This window comes from Streptomyces sp. NPDC056452, assembly GCF_042796085.1.
GTDB lineage: Bacteria > Actinomycetota > Actinomycetes > Streptomycetales > Streptomycetaceae > Streptomyces.
In genome coordinates, this window is sequence record NZ_JBHTRI010000024.1 from 66,047 (window position 1) to 80,632 (window position 14,586).

At 71.5% G+C, this 14,586-nt stretch carries 15 protein-coding genes; 7 read left to right on the forward strand and 8 right to left on the reverse strand.

The genetic code is table 11. The features are described from left to right. Nucleotides 1-108: 108 nt before the first annotated feature. Nucleotides 109-1,764, reverse strand: a complete 1,656-nt coding sequence (locus ACFQ6X_RS23245; RefSeq protein ID WP_383184283.1) for an FAD-binding dehydrogenase — start codon at nucleotides 1,762-1,764, stop codon at nucleotides 109-111. Nucleotides 1,765-1,905: 141 nt separating this feature from the next. On the opposite strand from ACFQ6X_RS23245, the gene ACFQ6X_RS23250 reads away from it, so the two are divergent. From ACFQ6X_RS23250 to ACFQ6X_RS23265, 4 genes are read left to right on the forward strand one after another with little or no spacing between them, the layout of a single operon-like run. After that, the gene (locus ACFQ6X_RS23250; protein WP_383184284.1) at nucleotides 1,906-2,823 is read left to right on the forward strand and encodes a DMT family transporter; all 918 of its coding nucleotides are present in this window, start codon (nucleotides 1,906-1,908) and stop codon (nucleotides 2,821-2,823) included. Beyond that, a complete protein-coding gene (locus tag ACFQ6X_RS23255; protein ID WP_383184285.1) occupies nucleotides 2,810-3,337 on the forward strand; it encodes an NUDIX hydrolase in 528 nt (175 codons plus the stop codon). The genes ACFQ6X_RS23250 and ACFQ6X_RS23255 overlap by 14 nt, the downstream gene beginning before the upstream one ends. A 17-nt stretch (nucleotides 3,338-3,354) precedes the next feature. Further along, on the forward strand, nucleotides 3,355-3,738 hold the full coding sequence (locus tag ACFQ6X_RS23260; protein WP_329215433.1) for a DUF202 domain-containing protein: 384 nt from the start codon (nucleotides 3,355-3,357) through the stop codon (nucleotides 3,736-3,738). Further along, entirely contained in the window at nucleotides 3,735-4,046 is a 312-nt protein-coding gene (locus ACFQ6X_RS23265) for a DUF202 domain-containing protein (protein ID WP_383184286.1), read from the forward strand. The genes ACFQ6X_RS23260 and ACFQ6X_RS23265 overlap by 4 nt, the downstream gene beginning before the upstream one ends. A 14-nt stretch (nucleotides 4,047-4,060) precedes the next feature. Here the strand turns inward: ACFQ6X_RS23265 and ACFQ6X_RS23270 are convergent, their stop codons facing one another. From ACFQ6X_RS23270 to ACFQ6X_RS23280, 3 genes are all read right to left on the reverse strand, one after another. Continuing rightward, nucleotides 4,061-4,996, reverse strand: coding sequence for an NADP-dependent oxidoreductase (locus ACFQ6X_RS23270; protein WP_383184287.1), 936 nt, complete (start codon nucleotides 4,994-4,996; stop codon nucleotides 4,061-4,063). Nucleotides 4,997-5,032: 36 nt separating this feature from the next. Further along, nucleotides 5,033-5,182 (reverse strand): hypothetical protein, encoded by a 150-nt coding sequence (locus ACFQ6X_RS23275; protein WP_383184288.1) that lies wholly within the window; start codon nucleotides 5,180-5,182, stop codon nucleotides 5,033-5,035. Nucleotides 5,183-5,295: 113 nt separating this feature from the next. Continuing rightward, nucleotides 5,296-6,585, reverse strand: a complete 1,290-nt coding sequence (locus ACFQ6X_RS23280; protein WP_383184289.1) for a glucarate dehydratase family protein — start codon at nucleotides 6,583-6,585, stop codon at nucleotides 5,296-5,298. Nucleotides 6,586-6,726: 141 nt separating this feature from the next. Between ACFQ6X_RS23280 and ACFQ6X_RS23285 the strand changes: the two genes are divergently transcribed. Both ACFQ6X_RS23285 and ACFQ6X_RS23290 read left to right on the forward strand, forming a co-directional pair. Further along, complete coding sequence (locus ACFQ6X_RS23285; RefSeq protein ID WP_329212721.1) at nucleotides 6,727-7,749, forward strand: phosphotransferase family protein; 1,023 nt, start codon at nucleotides 6,727-6,729, stop codon at nucleotides 7,747-7,749. A 6-nt stretch (nucleotides 7,750-7,755) separates the two neighbouring features. Beyond that, nucleotides 7,756-8,970, forward strand: coding sequence for an acyl-CoA dehydrogenase family protein (locus ACFQ6X_RS23290; protein WP_383184290.1), 1,215 nt, complete (start codon nucleotides 7,756-7,758; stop codon nucleotides 8,968-8,970). Nucleotides 8,971-9,052: 82 nt separating this feature from the next. Here the strand turns inward: ACFQ6X_RS23290 and ACFQ6X_RS23295 are convergent, their stop codons facing one another. Beyond that, the gene (locus ACFQ6X_RS23295; protein WP_383184291.1) at nucleotides 9,053-10,387 is read right to left on the reverse strand and encodes a M28 family metallopeptidase; all 1,335 of its coding nucleotides are present in this window, start codon (nucleotides 10,385-10,387) and stop codon (nucleotides 9,053-9,055) included. A gap of 349 nt (nucleotides 10,388-10,736) precedes the next feature. Here ACFQ6X_RS23295 and ACFQ6X_RS23300 point away from each other — a divergent pair, with 349 nt between their 5' ends. Beyond that, nucleotides 10,737-11,447, forward strand: a complete 711-nt coding sequence (locus tag ACFQ6X_RS23300; protein ID WP_383184292.1) for a DUF6215 domain-containing protein — start codon at nucleotides 10,737-10,739, stop codon at nucleotides 11,445-11,447. A gap of 54 nt (nucleotides 11,448-11,501) precedes the next feature. On the opposite strand, the gene ACFQ6X_RS23305 is transcribed toward ACFQ6X_RS23300, so the two are convergent. From ACFQ6X_RS23305 to ACFQ6X_RS23315, 3 genes are read right to left on the reverse strand one after another with little or no spacing between them, the layout of a single operon-like run. Then, nucleotides 11,502-12,095: a TetR/AcrR family transcriptional regulator gene (locus ACFQ6X_RS23305; RefSeq protein ID WP_383184293.1), complete on the reverse strand. Its 594-nt coding sequence runs from the start codon at nucleotides 12,093-12,095 to the stop codon at nucleotides 11,502-11,504. A gap of 37 nt (nucleotides 12,096-12,132) precedes the next feature. After that, nucleotides 12,133-13,800, reverse strand: a complete 1,668-nt coding sequence (locus ACFQ6X_RS23310) for an AMP-binding protein (protein WP_383184294.1) — start codon at nucleotides 13,798-13,800, stop codon at nucleotides 12,133-12,135. Beyond that, complete coding sequence (locus ACFQ6X_RS23315) at nucleotides 13,797-14,561, reverse strand: SDR family oxidoreductase (protein ID WP_383184295.1); 765 nt, start codon at nucleotides 14,559-14,561, stop codon at nucleotides 13,797-13,799. Before ACFQ6X_RS23315 ends, ACFQ6X_RS23310 begins: the two co-directional genes overlap by 4 nt. Nucleotides 14,562-14,586 lie beyond the last annotated feature (25 nt).

Here is a 14,586-nt window from a genome sequence, read left to right on the forward strand (position 1 = left end):
CGGTACGGAATCGGGACAGGGCCGTGAAGCTCCCGTCGCCCCGTCACAGAACGCCCGGCGGGCCGTCCGACCGGCCGTCCGACCGGCCGGTCGCCTCAGCCGGTCGCCTCAGCCGGTCGCCTCGGCCGCCGCCCGGCCCGCCGCGCGGCCCGAGAAGATGCAGCCGCCGAGGAACGTGCCCTCCAGCGAGCGGTAGCCGTGGACCCCGCCGCCGCCGAAGCCGGCCGCCTCTCCCGCCGCGTACACACCGGGCAGCGGGGTGCCGTCCGCCGTCAGGACGCGGGAGGACAGATCCGTCTCCAGGCCCCCCAGGGACTTGCGGGTGAGGATGTTGAGCCGGACGGCGATCAGCGGGCCCGCCTCGGGGTCGAGGATGCGGTGCGGCTTGGCCGTACGGATCAGCCTGTCGCCCAGGTAGGCGCGGGCGCCGTTGATCGCCGTGATCTGGAGGTCCTTGGTGAAGGGGTTGGCGACCTCCCGGTCCCGGGCGGTGATCTCGCGACGCAGGTCGTCCTCGTCGATCAGCGGCTCCTCGGTCAGTGCGTTCATCCCGCGGACCAGCGCGCCGAGGTCCTTCTCGACGACGAAGTCCACGCCCTTGTCCATGAACGCCCTGACCGGTGCGGGGACGTCGGCGCGTGCCCGGCCGATCACGTCGCGGACCGACTTTCCGGTCAGGTCGGGGTTCTGCTCGGAGCCGGAGAGCGCGAACTCCTTGCCGATGATCTTCTGGTCGAGGACGAACCAGGTGTACCCGTACCCGGACTTCATGATGTGTTCGAGGGTGCCCAGCGTGTCGAAGCCGGGAAAGAGCGGGACCGGAAGCCGTTTCCCGCGCGCGTCCAGCCAGAGCGAGGACGGGCCGGGCAGGATCCGGATGCCGTGCTTGGCCCAGATCGGGTTCCAGTTCTCGATGCCCTCGGTGTAGTGCCACATCCGGTCGCGGTTGATGTGATGGGCGCCCGCCTCCTCGGTGATGCCCACCATCAGCCCGTCGACGTGGGCGGGCACTCCGGAGAGCAGCTTCGCGGGCGGGGTACCGAGCCGCTCGGGCCACTGGGCGCGTACGAGGTCGTGGTTGCCGCCGATGCCGCCCGAGGTGACGATCACGGCCTGCGCCTTCAGCTCGAAGGCGCCGGTGACCTCGCGGCTGCTGGCCGTGCCCCGCTCGGCGCCGCTCGCGTCGAGGAGTTCGCCGGTGACGGTGTCGATCGCCCCGGCCGAGCGGCCGAGGCCGGTGACCCGGTGGCGGAACCGCAGCTGGACGAGGCCCTTCGCGACGCCTTCGCGCACCCGCCGTTCGAAGGGGGCGACGACGCCGGGCCCGGTGCCCCAGGTGATGTGGAAGCGGGGGACGGAGTTGCCGTGGCCGTTCGCGTCGTAACCGCCTCGTTCGGCCCAGCCGACGACGGGGAAGAGCCGCAGCCCCTGGTCGTGGAGCCAGGACCGCTTCTCACCGGCCGCGAAGTCGACGTACGCCTCGGCCCACTTGCGCGGCCAGTGGTCCTCCTTGCGGTCGAAGCCCGCCGTGCCGTACCAGTCCTGGAGGGCCAGCTCATGGCTGTCCTTGATCCGCAGCCGGCGCTGCTCGGGCGAGTCGACGAGGAAGAGGCCGCCGAAGGACCAGTGCGCCTGGCCGCCTATGGACTGTTCCGGCTCCTGGTCCAGCAGGATCACTGTCCGGCCCGCGTCGACGAGCTCGGCGGTGGCCACCAGACCCGCGAGCCCGGCCCCGATCACGATCACATCAGCGTCGTACGCCATGGTTCCATCCTTCGGGGCGATGCCGTGCGGTGCACGAAGTTACCAGTGCGTCAGATCTTCGGTACCGGCCGCTTCCACGTCAACCGCCCGGTCGGCGCCGCCCTCACCGCTCGCGCGGGTCCGCGGGGCTATCGTCGGACCGTGTCGGTGCTGGTTCTCCTGCTATCCGTGGGCGCCGCGTGCTGTCTGGGCTTCGGGTTCGTCCTCCAGCAGGACGCCGCCCGACGTGCGCCCTTGAGCGACTTCCTGTCGCCCCGGCTGCTGCTCGACCTGATGCGGGTGCCGAGCTGGCTCGCCGGGATCGGCCTGATGGTCTGCGGCATGGTCCTCGGGGCGCTGGCGCTCGGGCAGGGTGAGCTGTCGCTCGTCGAGCCGCTGCTGGCGACCAATCTGGTCTTCGCGATGGCACTGCAGCGCCACCGGACCGGGCAGTCACTCGGCCGGCAGGGCTGGGGCGGTCTCTGTCTGCTGGCGGGCGGCGTCACCGCGTTCCTGCTCGCCGGCCAGCCGGAAGGCGGGGAGGCGACCGCTGATCCGCTGCGGCAGTGGCTGGTGATCGGCACGGTCGCGGGGCTCGCGGTGGTCCTGACCGTCTCTGCCAGGCACCCGCGGACTCCCGGAACGCCCGTGCTGCTCGGGCTGGCGGCCGGACTCCTGTACGGACTGCAGGACGCCCTGACCAGGCTCTGCGGGGAGAGGCTGGACGAGGGCGGCTGGGCGGCGCTGCTGACGGGCTGGCATCCGTACGCGGTCGTCGTGATCGGGGTGACCGGTCTGATCCTGGTCCAGAGCGCGTTCGAGGCGGGGCCGCTGCGGATGTCGCTGCCCGCGCTGACGGCCGCGCAGCCGCTGGCCGGGATCGCGTGCGGCATCGGGTTCCTGGGCGACCGGGTGCGCACCGACACGGGTGCCCTGGCCTGGCAGGCGGCCGGACTCGCGGCGATCGTGGCCGGGATCGTGCTGCTCGGGCTCCATCCGGCGATGCCGGAGGGGAAGGGCAGGCACGGGTCCACTGCTGCCGACCGGGTGATGTTGGATGAGCAGCATGACTCCGGATGACGAGATCCTGGACATCGTCGACGAGAACGACGAGGTCGTCGGGCAGGCGCCGCGTGGCGAAGCGACCGCGCGGGGCCTGCGCCACCGCTGCGTCTTCATCGAGGCCAGAGACGCCGGGGGCCGGCTCTTCGTGCACCGCAGGACGGCGACGAAGCTGGTCTTCCCCTCGCACTACGACATGTTCGTCGGCGGGGTCGTGGGCGCGGGCGAGTCCTACGACGAGGCGGCGCTGCGGGAGGCCGGGGAGGAGCTGGGGGTGCCGGATCTGCCCCGCCCCGAGCCCCTGTTCAAGTTCCTCTACACGAGCGCCGAGCACAGCTGGTGGTCGTACGTGTACCGGGTGCGGTGCGAGCTGCCGGTGAATCCGCAGGTGGAGGAGGTCGCCTGGCACACGTTCCTCACCGACGCGGAACTGGAGCGGCGGCTCGGCGACTGGCTGTGGGTTCCGGACGGGCTGGAGACCTACCACCGCCTGCGGGAGTTCAGGGCCGGGGAAGCGGGGTCCACCCCGTGAGCCGGCGCAGCGACGTCATGCGGGGCCTGCGGCTGTGGTTCGCGCCGCAGCAGATCCGCGCGGAGGGCGACACCCCGGACTACCGCTTCTCGCTCGCCAACGAGCGCACGTTCCTCGCGTGGCTCCGGACGGCTCTCGCGCTGATCGGCGGTGGTTTCGCCGTCGACCAGTTCCTGCCCGGGCTGAGCTGGGGCCTCCGGGCGGGCCTGGCCCTCGGGCTGCTCGTGGCCGGTGTCCTGTGTGCCCTGCGCGCGGTGAATCACTGGGTGCGGTGCGAGCGGGCGATGCGGCGCGGTGAGGATCTGCCGGTGTCCCGCTTCCCGGCGCTGCTGAGCATGGTCGTCGCCGTGGTCGCCCTGGCGATGGTGGTGGTGGTCCTCTTCGGCTGGGAGGGCCGGTGACCACGGCGGAGCGCGATCCGGGTCTGCAGCCGGAACGGACGAGGCTGGCCTGGCGGCGTACGACGTTGTCCTGCACGGTGGTGGCCCTGCTCGCGGTCAGGCAGGCCCTGCACGGCGGGGCCGACGCGGCCGGGGTGGTCGCCGTGGCACTGAGCCTGCTCGCCTGGCTGGGGTTCCTGCGGGTGGCGCACCGCCGGGTGGCGGGCCTGGGATCCACCGCGCCGCCGGCGCTGTCGCCGCGCAACGCGCTGACCGCAGCGGCGTGCACGGTCGCGATCGCGGCGTTCGCCGCCGCCATGCTGTTCTGAGCCGGCGCGCGGTCTCAGCTCTCCCAGTCCACGGTGACGACGATCTTGCCGCGGGTGCGCCCCTGCTCGTTGAGCCGGTAGGCGTCCGCGGCCTGCTCCAGGGTGAAGACCTGGTCGACGTGGACGGTGATGATGCCCTGTTCGGCCAGCTCCGCGATCTGTGTGAGGTCCTGGGCGTCGGGGCGCACGAAGGCGTAGCGGCCGCCGTACGAGAAGACCTCCGCGTCCGCGATGGAGGCGAGCCGGCCGTCGGGGGCGAGCGTCTCGGCGGAGACCCGCAGGGCTTCTCCGCCGACGGTGTCGAACGCGGCGTCGATGCCCTCGGGGGCCAGGGCCCGCAGCCGGTCGGCGAGCCCGTCGCCGTACTCCACGGGTTCGGCGCCCAGCTGCCGCACGTACTCATGGTTGTGGGGGCCCGCCGTGCCGATGACCCGGCAGCCCGCGTGCCGGGCGAGCTGGACGGCGAACGAGCCGACCCCTCCGGCGGCGGCGTGGACGAGGACCGTCTCGCCGTCCTGGACCTTCAGGGTGCGGTGGAGGACCTGGTAGGCGGTGAGTCCGCACAGCGGGAGGCCGGCGGCCTCCTCGAAGCTCAGGTTCAGGGGCTTGCGGGCGAGGGTCCGCACGGGCGCGGCGACGTATTCGGCGAGGGTCCCGCGCGAGAGGAAGTCCTCGCGCACGTAGCCGATGACCTCGTCGCCCACCGAGAACTCGTCGACGGCGGCACCGGGTTGGACGACGACTCCGGAGACGTCCCAGCCGGGAATGACCGGGAAGACGGCTTCCAGCGCCGACTGCAGGTAGCCCTGGCGCGCCTTCCAGTCGACCGGGTTGACGGCCGCGGCCCGCACCTTCACCAGGACCGAGTCGGGGCCGACCTTGGGGTCGGGCCGGTCGCCGTACTCCAGGACATCGGCCGGACCGTAGCTGCTGTAGCTGATCGCCTTCATCCTCCGACGATCGGCGCAGGTCAGGGTCCCCGCAACTCAGGCTGTGAAGGCGCGGAAGGGCGGCAGCAGGGTGCGGGGGGCATCACCGGAGTGCCGGAGCCCGATGAGAAGGGCGGTCGTCGTCTCGAGATACCCGGCCCGGTCGAGCCCGCCCACGGTCGGCGGTACGCATCCCAGGGCCCGCACCAGGACCCCGTACCGCCGCCAGGGCCTGCTCGTCGTCCCCGCACAGGGGGACGGTGACCGGCCCGGTACGGGGACGCGTTCGTGGCGGCGCAGGGCTGGGAGGCCCTAGAGCCTCACCAGCGCGGGATCGGCGGGGTCACCCACTCGGGGTCGGCCTTGCGCATCGCCGCCGCGTCGTCGCGTGCGCGCATCGTGCCGTCGTCGTCGAGCCAGCGCCGGTGGAGCGCGGCCAGCCGGTCGCGGTCCAGTTCGACTCCGAGTCCGGGGGCGTCGGAGACGGCGAGGTGTCCGCCCTCGAAGGTGTGGCGGGTGGTGATGACGTCCTCGGTCTGCCAGGGGTAGTGGCTGTCGCAGGCGTAGTCGAGGTTGGGCACGGTGGCGGCGACGTGGGTCATCGCGGCGAGGCTGATGCCGAGGTGGGTGTTGGAGTGCATGGAGAGTCCGACGCCGAAGGTGCGGCAGATCCCGGCCAGTTCACGGGTGCGGTGCAGTCCGCCCCAGTAGTGGTGGTCGGAGAGGATCACCTGGACCGCGTCGCGGGCGAAGGCCTCGGGGACTTCCGCGAGGGTGGTGACGCACATGTTCGTGGCGAGCGGGAGGTCCGTCCCGGCGGAGACCTCCGCCATCGCCGCTGTACCGCTCGCCGGGTCCTCCAGGTATTCGAGTACGCCCTTGAGTCGATCGGCGACGTACAGCGAGGTCTCCACGGACCAGGCGCCGTTGGGGTCCAGCCTCAGCGGCTGCCCCGGGAAGGCCTCGGCGAGCGCCCGGACCGCGGCGATCTCCTGGTCGGGCTCGAAGACCCCTCCCTTGAGCTTGAAGGAGGTGAACCCGTGCTCGCGGGAGAAGCGCTGTGCCTGGGCGACGACTCCGGCGGGGTCGAGGGCCGCGCCCCAGTCGTCCTGTTCGCCGCCCGCGGGGTGGGCGGCCCACCGGTAGAAGAGGTACGCGCTGTACTCGACGCTGTCGCGGACCTTGCCGCCGAGCAGGGCGTGCACGGGCAGGCCGAGGGTCTTTCCGAGCGCGTCCAGGCAGGCGACCTCGAACCCGGAGACGACGGAGAGCCGCAGCTTGTCGGCGGTCTGCACGCCCCGCAGCCCGCCCGCGTCGACCCGCCCGTCGGCGGCGCGTGAGTCGCCGCACACCTCGTCGGCCAGGGCGAAGAGGCCGTTCAGGTCGCTGACCGGGCGGCCGGGGAGGGCCCGGGCCAGCGGCTCGGCCAGTTCGAGGTAGGTGCCGTCGCCGTAGGTCTCCCCGATTCCCGTCACACCGCCGCGTGTGACGACCTCCACGATGAGCCGCGGGGTGTACGGCTGGTGGACGCCCTGGGTGTTCAGCAGCGGCGGATCGGCGATGAGGATCGGGGTCAGCCGGACGTCGTCGATCAACAATGCTGTATCCATACGTGAACCCTATTCAGGGATACGACTGAATGCCAGACCGGGGGCCAAGATCGTCCACTTGATTCCGGGAGTTCACTGGACGACATACCGACTGGTCGGCATCATGGTCCCGATCGTTCAACCGTCCCGGAGGTGCGCACCATGAGCCCAGTCCATCCGCCAGGTCTCGACCTCGACCTGCTGCGTGGGTTCCTCGACCGCGAGCGGCCCGGGCTGGTGAACGGACCGCTCGAAGGCCGGCTGATCGAGGGCGGACGCTCCAACCTGACCTACATCGTCACCGACGGTACGGGGCAGTGGGTCGTCCGCAGACCGCCGCTGGGCCACGTGCTGGCCACCGCGCACGACATGAAGCGCGAGCACCGGGTGATCAGCGCCCTGCACCCGACCGCCGTACCGGTGCCCGAGCCGGTGCTGCTGTGCGAGGACGAGTCGGTCATCGGCGCGTCGTTCTACGTCATGGAGTACGTCGAGGGAACCCCGTACCGCACCGCCGAGCAGCTCGCCCCCCTCGGCCCCGAGCGCACGCGGGCCGCCGTCCTCGGACTGGTCGACACCCTTGTCGATCTGCACGCCGTGGACCCGGAGGCCGTCGGTCTCGGCGACTTCGGGCGCCCCGAGGGCTTCCTGGACCGCCAGCTGCGGCGCTGGGGCAAGCAGCTGGACGCGTCCCGCAACCGTGAGCTGGCCGGCATCGACGAGCTGCACGCCGCGCTCGGCCGGGCGCTGCCCGCCTCCCCCGCACCCACCGTCGTGCACGGCGACTACCGCCTGGACAACGTGCTGATCGGGGAGGACGACCGGATCAAGGCCGTCCTGGACTGGGAGATGTCCACGCTCGGCGACCCGCTGACCGACCTCGGCCTGCTCGTGATGTACAGCTCCGACCTCGACCTGCCCGCCTCCCCGGTGTCCACCACCAGCGGCGCGGCCGGCCACCCCACTCCCGCCGAGCTGATCGAGCGCTACGCGGCCCGCTCCGGCCGGGACACCTCCGGCATCTCCTGGTACACGGCCTTCGCCTGGTTCAAGCTCGCCGTGATCCTCGAGGGCATCCACTACCGCTACACCCTCGGCCAGACCGTCGGCCCCGGCTTCGACCGCATCGGCGACCTCGTCCCCGTCTTCATCGCGCACGGCCTCACCACCCTCCAGGAAGGCTGATCACCCATGGACTTCGCATTCGACGCCCGTACCGAAGAGCTGCGCACGAAACTGCTGGCCTTCATGGACGAGCACGTGTACCCGGCCGAGGCGGTCGCGGAGGAGCAGCGCGCCCGGCTCGCCTCGCCGTGGGACACCCCGCAGGTCGTGGAGGACCTCAAGGCGGAGGCGCGCAGGCAGGGCCTGTGGAACCTCTTCCTCCCCGACGCGGAGTACGGTGCCGGGCTGACGAACCTCCAGTACGCCCCGCTCGCCGAGATCACCGGCCGCAGCCCGCATCTGGCCCCGACCGCGCTGAACTGCGCAGCCCCGGACACCGGGAACATGGAGGTGCTCTTCCAGTTCGCCACGGACGAGCAGAAGAAGCAGTGGCTGGAGCCGCTGCTCGCCGGCGAGATCCGCTCGGCGTTCGCGATGACGGAGCCCGAGGTGGCCTCGTCGGACGCGACGAACATCGAGACGCGGATCGCGCGGGAGGGCGATGACTACGTCATCAACGGGCGCAAGTGGTACATCTCCGGGGCGATGAACCCGGACTGCGCCGTCTTCATCGTGATGGGCAAGACCGACCCGGACGGCGAGGACATCCGCCGCCAGCAGTCCATGATCCTCGTCCCGCGCGACACCCCCGGCCTGGAGGTGCGCCGTGCGATGCAGGTGTACGGCTACGAGGACCACTCCCATGGCGGCCACGCCGAGGTCGTATTCACGGATGTGCGGGTGCCCGCCGCGAATCTGATCGGCGAGGAGGGCGGCGGCTTCGCCATCGCCCAGGCGCGGCTTGGGCCGGGCCGTATCCACCACTGCATGCGGCTGATCGGGATGGCCGAGCGCGCGATCGAGCTGATGTGCAGGCGGGCCGTGTCCCGTACGGCCTTCGGTAAGCCGCTCGCCCAGCAGGGCGTCGTGCAGAACTGGATCGCGGACGCCCGGGTGACCGTGGAGCAGCTGCGGCTGCTCGTCCTGAAGACGGCCTGGCTGATGGACACGGTGGGCAACCGCGGGGCGCACACCGAGATCCAGTCGATCAAGATCGCCACGCCGCGCGCGGTCGTCGGGATTCTCGACCAGGCGGTGCAGGTGTACGGCGCCGGCGGTGTGAGCCAGGACTTCCCGCTGGCCGAACTGTGGGCCTCGGCACGGACCCTGCGGCTGGCGGACGGGCCTGACGAGGTGCACCAGCGGTCGCTCGCCCGGCGCGAGATCAAGAAGTACCTCTGAGTTCTGAGGTCCCGGGTACGGGCTCCGGCCTCTGACCGACGGCGGTGCGGCCCGCTCCTACTGACCGCACCGCCGAAGGAGTTCAGAAGGTGAGCTTCCAGCTGTCGATGTAGCCGGTGTCCTGCGAGGCCGTGTCCCGCACCTGGAGCTTCCAGGTGCCGTTCGCGGTCTCGCTCGACGCGTTGACGGTGTAGGTCGCGATCACGTTGTCGGCCGAGTCGCTGCTGCTCGCGCTCTTCAGCCGGTACGCGGTGCCGTCCGGCGCGAGCAGATCGACGACGAGGTCACCGCGCCAGGTGTGCTTGATGTCCACGCCCACCTGAAGTGCGGTGGGGGCGAAGCCGGTCCGTCCGGTGACCGCGATGGGGGAGGTCACGGCGGCCCCGGCGTCCGGCACGGCGACATCGGTGGTGCTGGTGAACACGCCCTCGCCCGTGGGCGGTTCGACGGTGCCTGCGGAGAGGGTCCAGATCGCGTGGGCCACCGCGTCGCTGTTGCGGTCCAGGGCCGTGTCGTTGATGTTGGCCGTGGTGTCGCAGGACGAGTGGTAGCAGCGGTCGAAGGACTGCCCCGCGGTGCCGCCCCACTTCTGGGCCTGGGCGCTGCTCTTCGTGTTGCTCGCTCCGGTGAACAGGCCGCCGACGGGCACGCCCGCGCTCTTGAACGGGGCGTGGTCGGAGCGGCCGTCGCCCTCGGTCTCTATCTCGGTGGGCACCGAGAGGCCGGCGAAGTAGCTCTTGAAGGTCTGCTCGATGACCGGGTCGTCGTCGTAGACGAAGTAGCCGGCGTTGGGCGAGCCGATCATGTCGAAGTTGAGGTATCCGTCGAGCTTGGCACGCTCGGTGGCGGCGAGGTTGTTCACGTAGTACTTCGAGCCGACGAGCCCCAGCTCCTCGGCACCCCACCAGGCGAAGCGCAGGTGCTTGTCGGGTGCGAGCTGCGCCCGGGAGACGGCGAGGGCGGTTTCCAGCACGGCCGCAGAGCCGGAGCCGTTGTCGTTGATCCCCGCGCCGGAGGTCACCGAGTCGAGGTGGGAGCCGGCCATGAGGACCTGGTTCGGATCCCCTCCCGGCCAGTCGGCGACGAGGTTGTACCCGGTGGCTCCGCCGGAGGTGAACTGCTGGAGTGCCGTGGTGTATCCGGCCGCGTCCAGCTTGGCCTTCACATAGTCGATGGACGCCTTGTAGCCGGTCCGGCCGTGGGCCCGGTTGCCGCCGTTGGCGGTGGCGATCGACTGGAGCTGGGTGAGGTGCGCCTTGACGTTGGCGAGGGGTATGTCGGGCGCCGCGGCCACCGCAGAAGGGGCGGCCGCCGCGGAGGAGGCGGGGGCCGCCTGTACCGCGGGGGCCGCCGTCGCGAGCAGGGCCGCGACGGCGAGGGCGGATGCGGACACGGATCTGTATCTGGCTGGGCTCATCGAAGGCTCCGGATTCCGTTCGGGGACTGACGGAACGTGCGGGGGGTACCCGGCCGTGCACGGCCGGGGCCTGGAGCTGGCGGTGCGATGTGCGTGACCGATGGTCAGCGAGATGGCCGCGTACCGTCAAGAGCTGAATCCGGACAGCCCTGTTCGCTCAACGGACAGAGACGGCGGGCGGGCTGCCGCACGGGAGCGGAAGAACCCCGTCGCGCCGACGGGGTCGATGCCGATCGCCGTGCGCAGGAGCGGAGTTGGCGCCGCACCGACACCGATCCCGCTTGCCCACCCGATGATCACGGGATAAGGTCCCCGGGCACATATGGGGTGATCATGACAGGCGGGGGACATGGCAGACGTAACAGGCGCACCCACGAAGGGCGCGGGCGCATGGGGGCAGGCCGTCATGGCCGTGGCGCTGGTCGGGGCACTGGCGGCCGGACTGTGGACGATCCAGGAGACGTCGTCCGCGGACAGCGTCCCGCCGCCTGTCACCTGCTCGGGCGGGGAGCCCGAGAAGGCGACGGGGAAGCCCGGAAAGGCGCCCTGGCGTGTCTCCGGGGCGCAGCTGTGCGAGGCGCTGAACCGTCCCGGTCTGGCCGATGTGCTGGGGACGCCCGGGGAGACCGTGAAGTCGGCCAGCGGCAACGGCGGCTCCCTCGACCTGTCCGGCGCGAAGGAGATCGACACCCCCTCGGCCCAGGTCGAGTTCGGGACCTACACCGTGACGCTGTCGGCCACCTACGACGGTCTTCCGGTGGACGGGTCCGCCACGCTCCTGGGCGCCGACGCACGGCAGCAGACCTTTCTGGGGCGCCCGGCGGTCATCTACTCGCAGCGCACCATCAGCATCAGTTTCCGCCTCGACGGCAGCGACTCCGAGAGCGGTCCCGGCGCTCCGGCCCGCGTCCTCAGCGTCGCCCAGGACGCTAAGGACAGCGGCGGGTCCTTCGAGGTGGCGGTGTGGCGCACGGACGGCATGACGCCGGACGACGCGGTGCTGCTCGGCGTCGCCGAGAGGGTGCTGCCGACGGTCCCTCGGTGGGCTGCCGCCGGCTGACGGCCTCCGGCAGCGCCGGGTCGGCCGGCCCGCCGCGTCCGGCGGCTTCGGCCGTCAGGGGCGCAGCGCCCTCAGCAGCAGGTCGGCCAGGTGGTCGGCGACCTCCTGCTGGCTGAGGGGGCCGTCCGGGCTGTACCACGTGGACAGGTGGTGGACCGAACCGAAGTGGTAGTCGACCACCAGGTCGGCCGGGGTCGCCGAGGAGAACACCCCGCTGCGCTGCCCCTCCTCGACGAGCGCCCGGAACCCCTCGTGGTAGCGGCGCCGCTCCATCCGTACCTGCTTGTTCTTCTCCGGGCTCAGGTGGTGCATCGAGCGGAAGAAGATCGAGGCGTCGTCGAGGTTCTCGATGGTCGTGACGACCACGTCCGCCGCCGCGTCGCGCAGCCGCTGCTCGATCGGGGCCTCGGCGTTCGCGTACGCGTCGAGCCGCTCCTGCTGGAGCCGCAGCACCCGGGCGTAGACCTCCTGGAGGAGGTCCTCCTTGGAGCCGAAATAGTGGTAGAGGGCGCCCTTGGTGACGCCCGCCGCCTCGACGATCTCCTGGACCGAGGTGCGGTCGTAGCCACGCTCGGCGAAGAGCCGGGTGGCGGCGGCAAGCAGCCGTTGAGGGACGGGCGTACCGTCCCCGTCCGTCGCCTTGGCCATTGCCGCCACCTGCCCTTTCGTCTGTGCGTGAGGTGTTCTACCGGGGAGAACGCAGTTCCCGCCTGAGGATCTTCCCACTTGCGGTCTTCGGGAGTTCCGTCAGGATCTCCACTTCGCGCGGGTACTTGTACGCGGCGAGCCTTTCCTTGCAGTACGCGCTCAGCTCGCCGGGCTCCGTCTCGGCCCCCGGACGCAGGCTGACGTAGGCCCGGACGGTCTCCCCGCGGTAGGTGTCGGGGACGCCCACGACGGCCGCCTCGCGTACCGCGGGGTGGGTGTAGAGGACGTCCTCGACCTCACGGGGCCAGACCTTGAAGCCGGAGGCGTTGATCATGTCCTTCTTGCGGTCGACGACGTAGAGCCAGCCCGCCGCGTCCATGAAGCCGATGTCGCCGGTGCGCAGTTCCCCGTCGGGGAAGGCGGCCTCGGTCGCCTCGGGGAGGTTCCAGTACCCGGAGACGACCTGCGGCCCGCGTACGGCTATCTCGCCCTGTTCGCCGAAGGGGACGTCGTCGCCGTTCTCGTCGATGATCCTGACCAGCGTGTCGGGTCCGGGAATGCCGACGGACAGGGTCCCGGACACCGGGTCGACGGGGGCCTCGTGCTCCGGCGGCACGGCGGCGCAGGGCGCCGTGCACTCGGTGAGGCCGTAGCCGTTGCGGATGTACGGGCCGAAGCCGTCGCGGAACTTCTCCACGAGCGCGGGCGGCAGCGGCGCACCGCCCGAGGAGATCACCTCGAAGGAGGCGAAGTGCTCGCGGGTGACCCCGGGGTGCGCGGCGAGCGCCATGAAGGCGGTCGAGGGGCCGACGGTGTAGGCGGGGCGGTGCTCGGCGAAGGCCTCCAGGACGACGCTCGCCTCGAAGCGGTAGGCGAGCACCAGGGTGCCCGCGTTGGCGATGCAGGCGGCGAGCTGGCACACCATGCCGGTGATGTGGAAGAGCGGGGCGAGCGCGAAGTAGGCGGCACCCTCGGCGATGGGGTGGCCGGTCCGCTGCCGCTCCGCGTTGACCATGATGTTGGCGTGGGAGTTCATGGCGCCCTTGGGGGTGCCGCTCGTCCCGGAGGTGTAGCTGATCAGCGCCACGTCGGCTGCGGTGAGCTCGGTGCCCTCGGGGGCGGCGAGTCCCCGGCGGGCCACGGCCACCAGGTCCGCCGCCCAGTCGTCGGGGCCGGGGGCGGGGAGCCGCTCGAAGCCGAGCACCCGGGGGTCGTCGGCCGTCTGGAGGTCGCGCTCGCAGGCGGTGACGGCGATCTTCACGCTGGGCGCGGCCTCCGCGGTGTCCCGCAGATAGGACTCCCAGGCCCGGTCGGAGCAGATCAGCGCGGTCACCGCCGCGTCCTTCAGTACGTGGCCGACCTCGCCGGACTTGTACATCGGGTTCAGCGGGACGACGGTCGCGCCGGCCTTCCAGGCACCCAGCAGCGCGAGGACGAAGTGCGGGGTGTTCTGCAGCATGATCGCCACCCGGTCGCCGCGCCGCAGCCCCTCGGCGGCGAGGTGCCCGGCCACGGAGTCGGAGAGCTCATCGGTCTCGCGGTAGCCGAGGCGGCCGTCGAAGTAGGCGAGGGCGGGGTGCTCGGGAGCCCGTGCGGCAGCGGCGCGGAAGGCGTGCACCAGGGTCTCGGCCGGGTGGACGGGGGCCCGCTGGGCCTCGCTGAGCAGGGCGGTCCAGGGCTTTGCCGCGTAGATGGACTCGGTCATGCGCCGGCCTCCTCCCACTTCTGCTGCAGGTGGTTCATGCTGCCGATCCAGTGGTCGGGGTCCTTGGCGCGGGCCCGGTAGTACCCGGCCACCTCCGGGTGCGGCAGGACCAGGAAGCGGTCCTGCTCCATGGCGTCGAACAGGGCGTCGGCGACGGCCTCAGGCTCGATGGCGGTGGGGGCGAGTACGAGATCGCCCGCGGAGCCCGCCGCGGTGAGCATGTCCGTACGCACGCCCTGCGGACAGATCGTGTGGACCTTGATGCCGCGGTGGCGGTAGGTGAGCGCGAGCCACTCGGCGAAGGCCACCGCGCCGTGCTTGGTGACGCTGTACGGGGCCGCGCCGATCATCGTCAGCAGACCGGCCGCGGACGCGGTGGAGACGAAACGGCCGCTGCCGCGCTCCAGCCAGTCCGGCAGCAGTGCCCTGGCCGCGCGGACGTGGGACATCACGTTGACGTCCCAGGCCGCTGCCCAGACGTCCTCGTCGGCGAAGGCGTCGCCGCCGGATGCCAGGCCCGCGTTGGCGCAGTAGATGTCCACCGTGCCGTCGAGTGCGTCCCGGGCCGCGTCCACGATCCCCGAGGCGTCACCTGCGACGGCCGTCGCGCCGATCTCCTCGGCGAGCGCCTTGATCCGGTCGATGTCGAGATCGTTGACGACGACCCGTGCACCCTCCGAGGCGAATCTGCGGGCCAGAGCGGCTCCGATGCCGCCTCCGGCTCCGGTCACCACTACGCCAGCGCCCTGCACCGTACTCATCGGTCCCGCCTCTCTCAGCCGTCTT

Bases quoted from the DNA above. Each gene is read 5' to 3' on its own strand.
- ACFQ6X_RS23295 (WP_383184291.1), bottom strand. From the start codon at position 10,387: ATGAGCCCAGCCAGATACAGATCCGTGTCCGCATCCGCCCTCGCCGTC.
- ACFQ6X_RS23310 (WP_383184294.1), bottom strand. From the start codon at position 13,800: ATGACCGAGTCCATCTACGCGGCAAAGCCCTGGACCGCCCTGCTCAGC.
- ACFQ6X_RS23270 (WP_383184287.1), bottom strand. From the start codon at position 4,996: ATGAAGGCGATCAGCTACAGCAGCTACGGTCCGGCCGATGTCCTGGAG.
- ACFQ6X_RS23305 (WP_383184293.1), bottom strand. From the start codon at position 12,095: ATGGCCAAGGCGACGGACGGGGACGGTACGCCCGTCCCTCAACGGCTG.
- ACFQ6X_RS23285 (WP_329212721.1), top strand. From the start codon at position 6,727: ATGAGCCCAGTCCATCCGCCAGGTCTCGACCTCGACCTGCTGCGTGGG.
- ACFQ6X_RS23245 (WP_383184283.1), bottom strand. From the start codon at position 1,764: ATGGCGTACGACGCTGATGTGATCGTGATCGGGGCCGGGCTCGCGGGT.
- ACFQ6X_RS23280 (WP_383184289.1), bottom strand. From the start codon at position 6,585: ATGGATACAGCATTGTTGATCGACGACGTCCGGCTGACCCCGATCCTC.
- ACFQ6X_RS23315 (WP_383184295.1), bottom strand. From the start codon at position 14,561: ATGAGTACGGTGCAGGGCGCTGGCGTAGTGGTGACCGGAGCCGGAGGC.
- ACFQ6X_RS23300 (WP_383184292.1), top strand. From the start codon at position 10,737: ATGGCAGACGTAACAGGCGCACCCACGAAGGGCGCGGGCGCATGGGGG.
- ACFQ6X_RS23290 (WP_383184290.1), top strand. From the start codon at position 7,756: ATGGACTTCGCATTCGACGCCCGTACCGAAGAGCTGCGCACGAAACTG.
- ACFQ6X_RS23255 (WP_383184285.1), top strand. From the start codon at position 2,810: ATGACTCCGGATGACGAGATCCTGGACATCGTCGACGAGAACGACGAG.
- ACFQ6X_RS23260 (WP_329215433.1), top strand. From the start codon at position 3,355: ATGCGGGGCCTGCGGCTGTGGTTCGCGCCGCAGCAGATCCGCGCGGAG.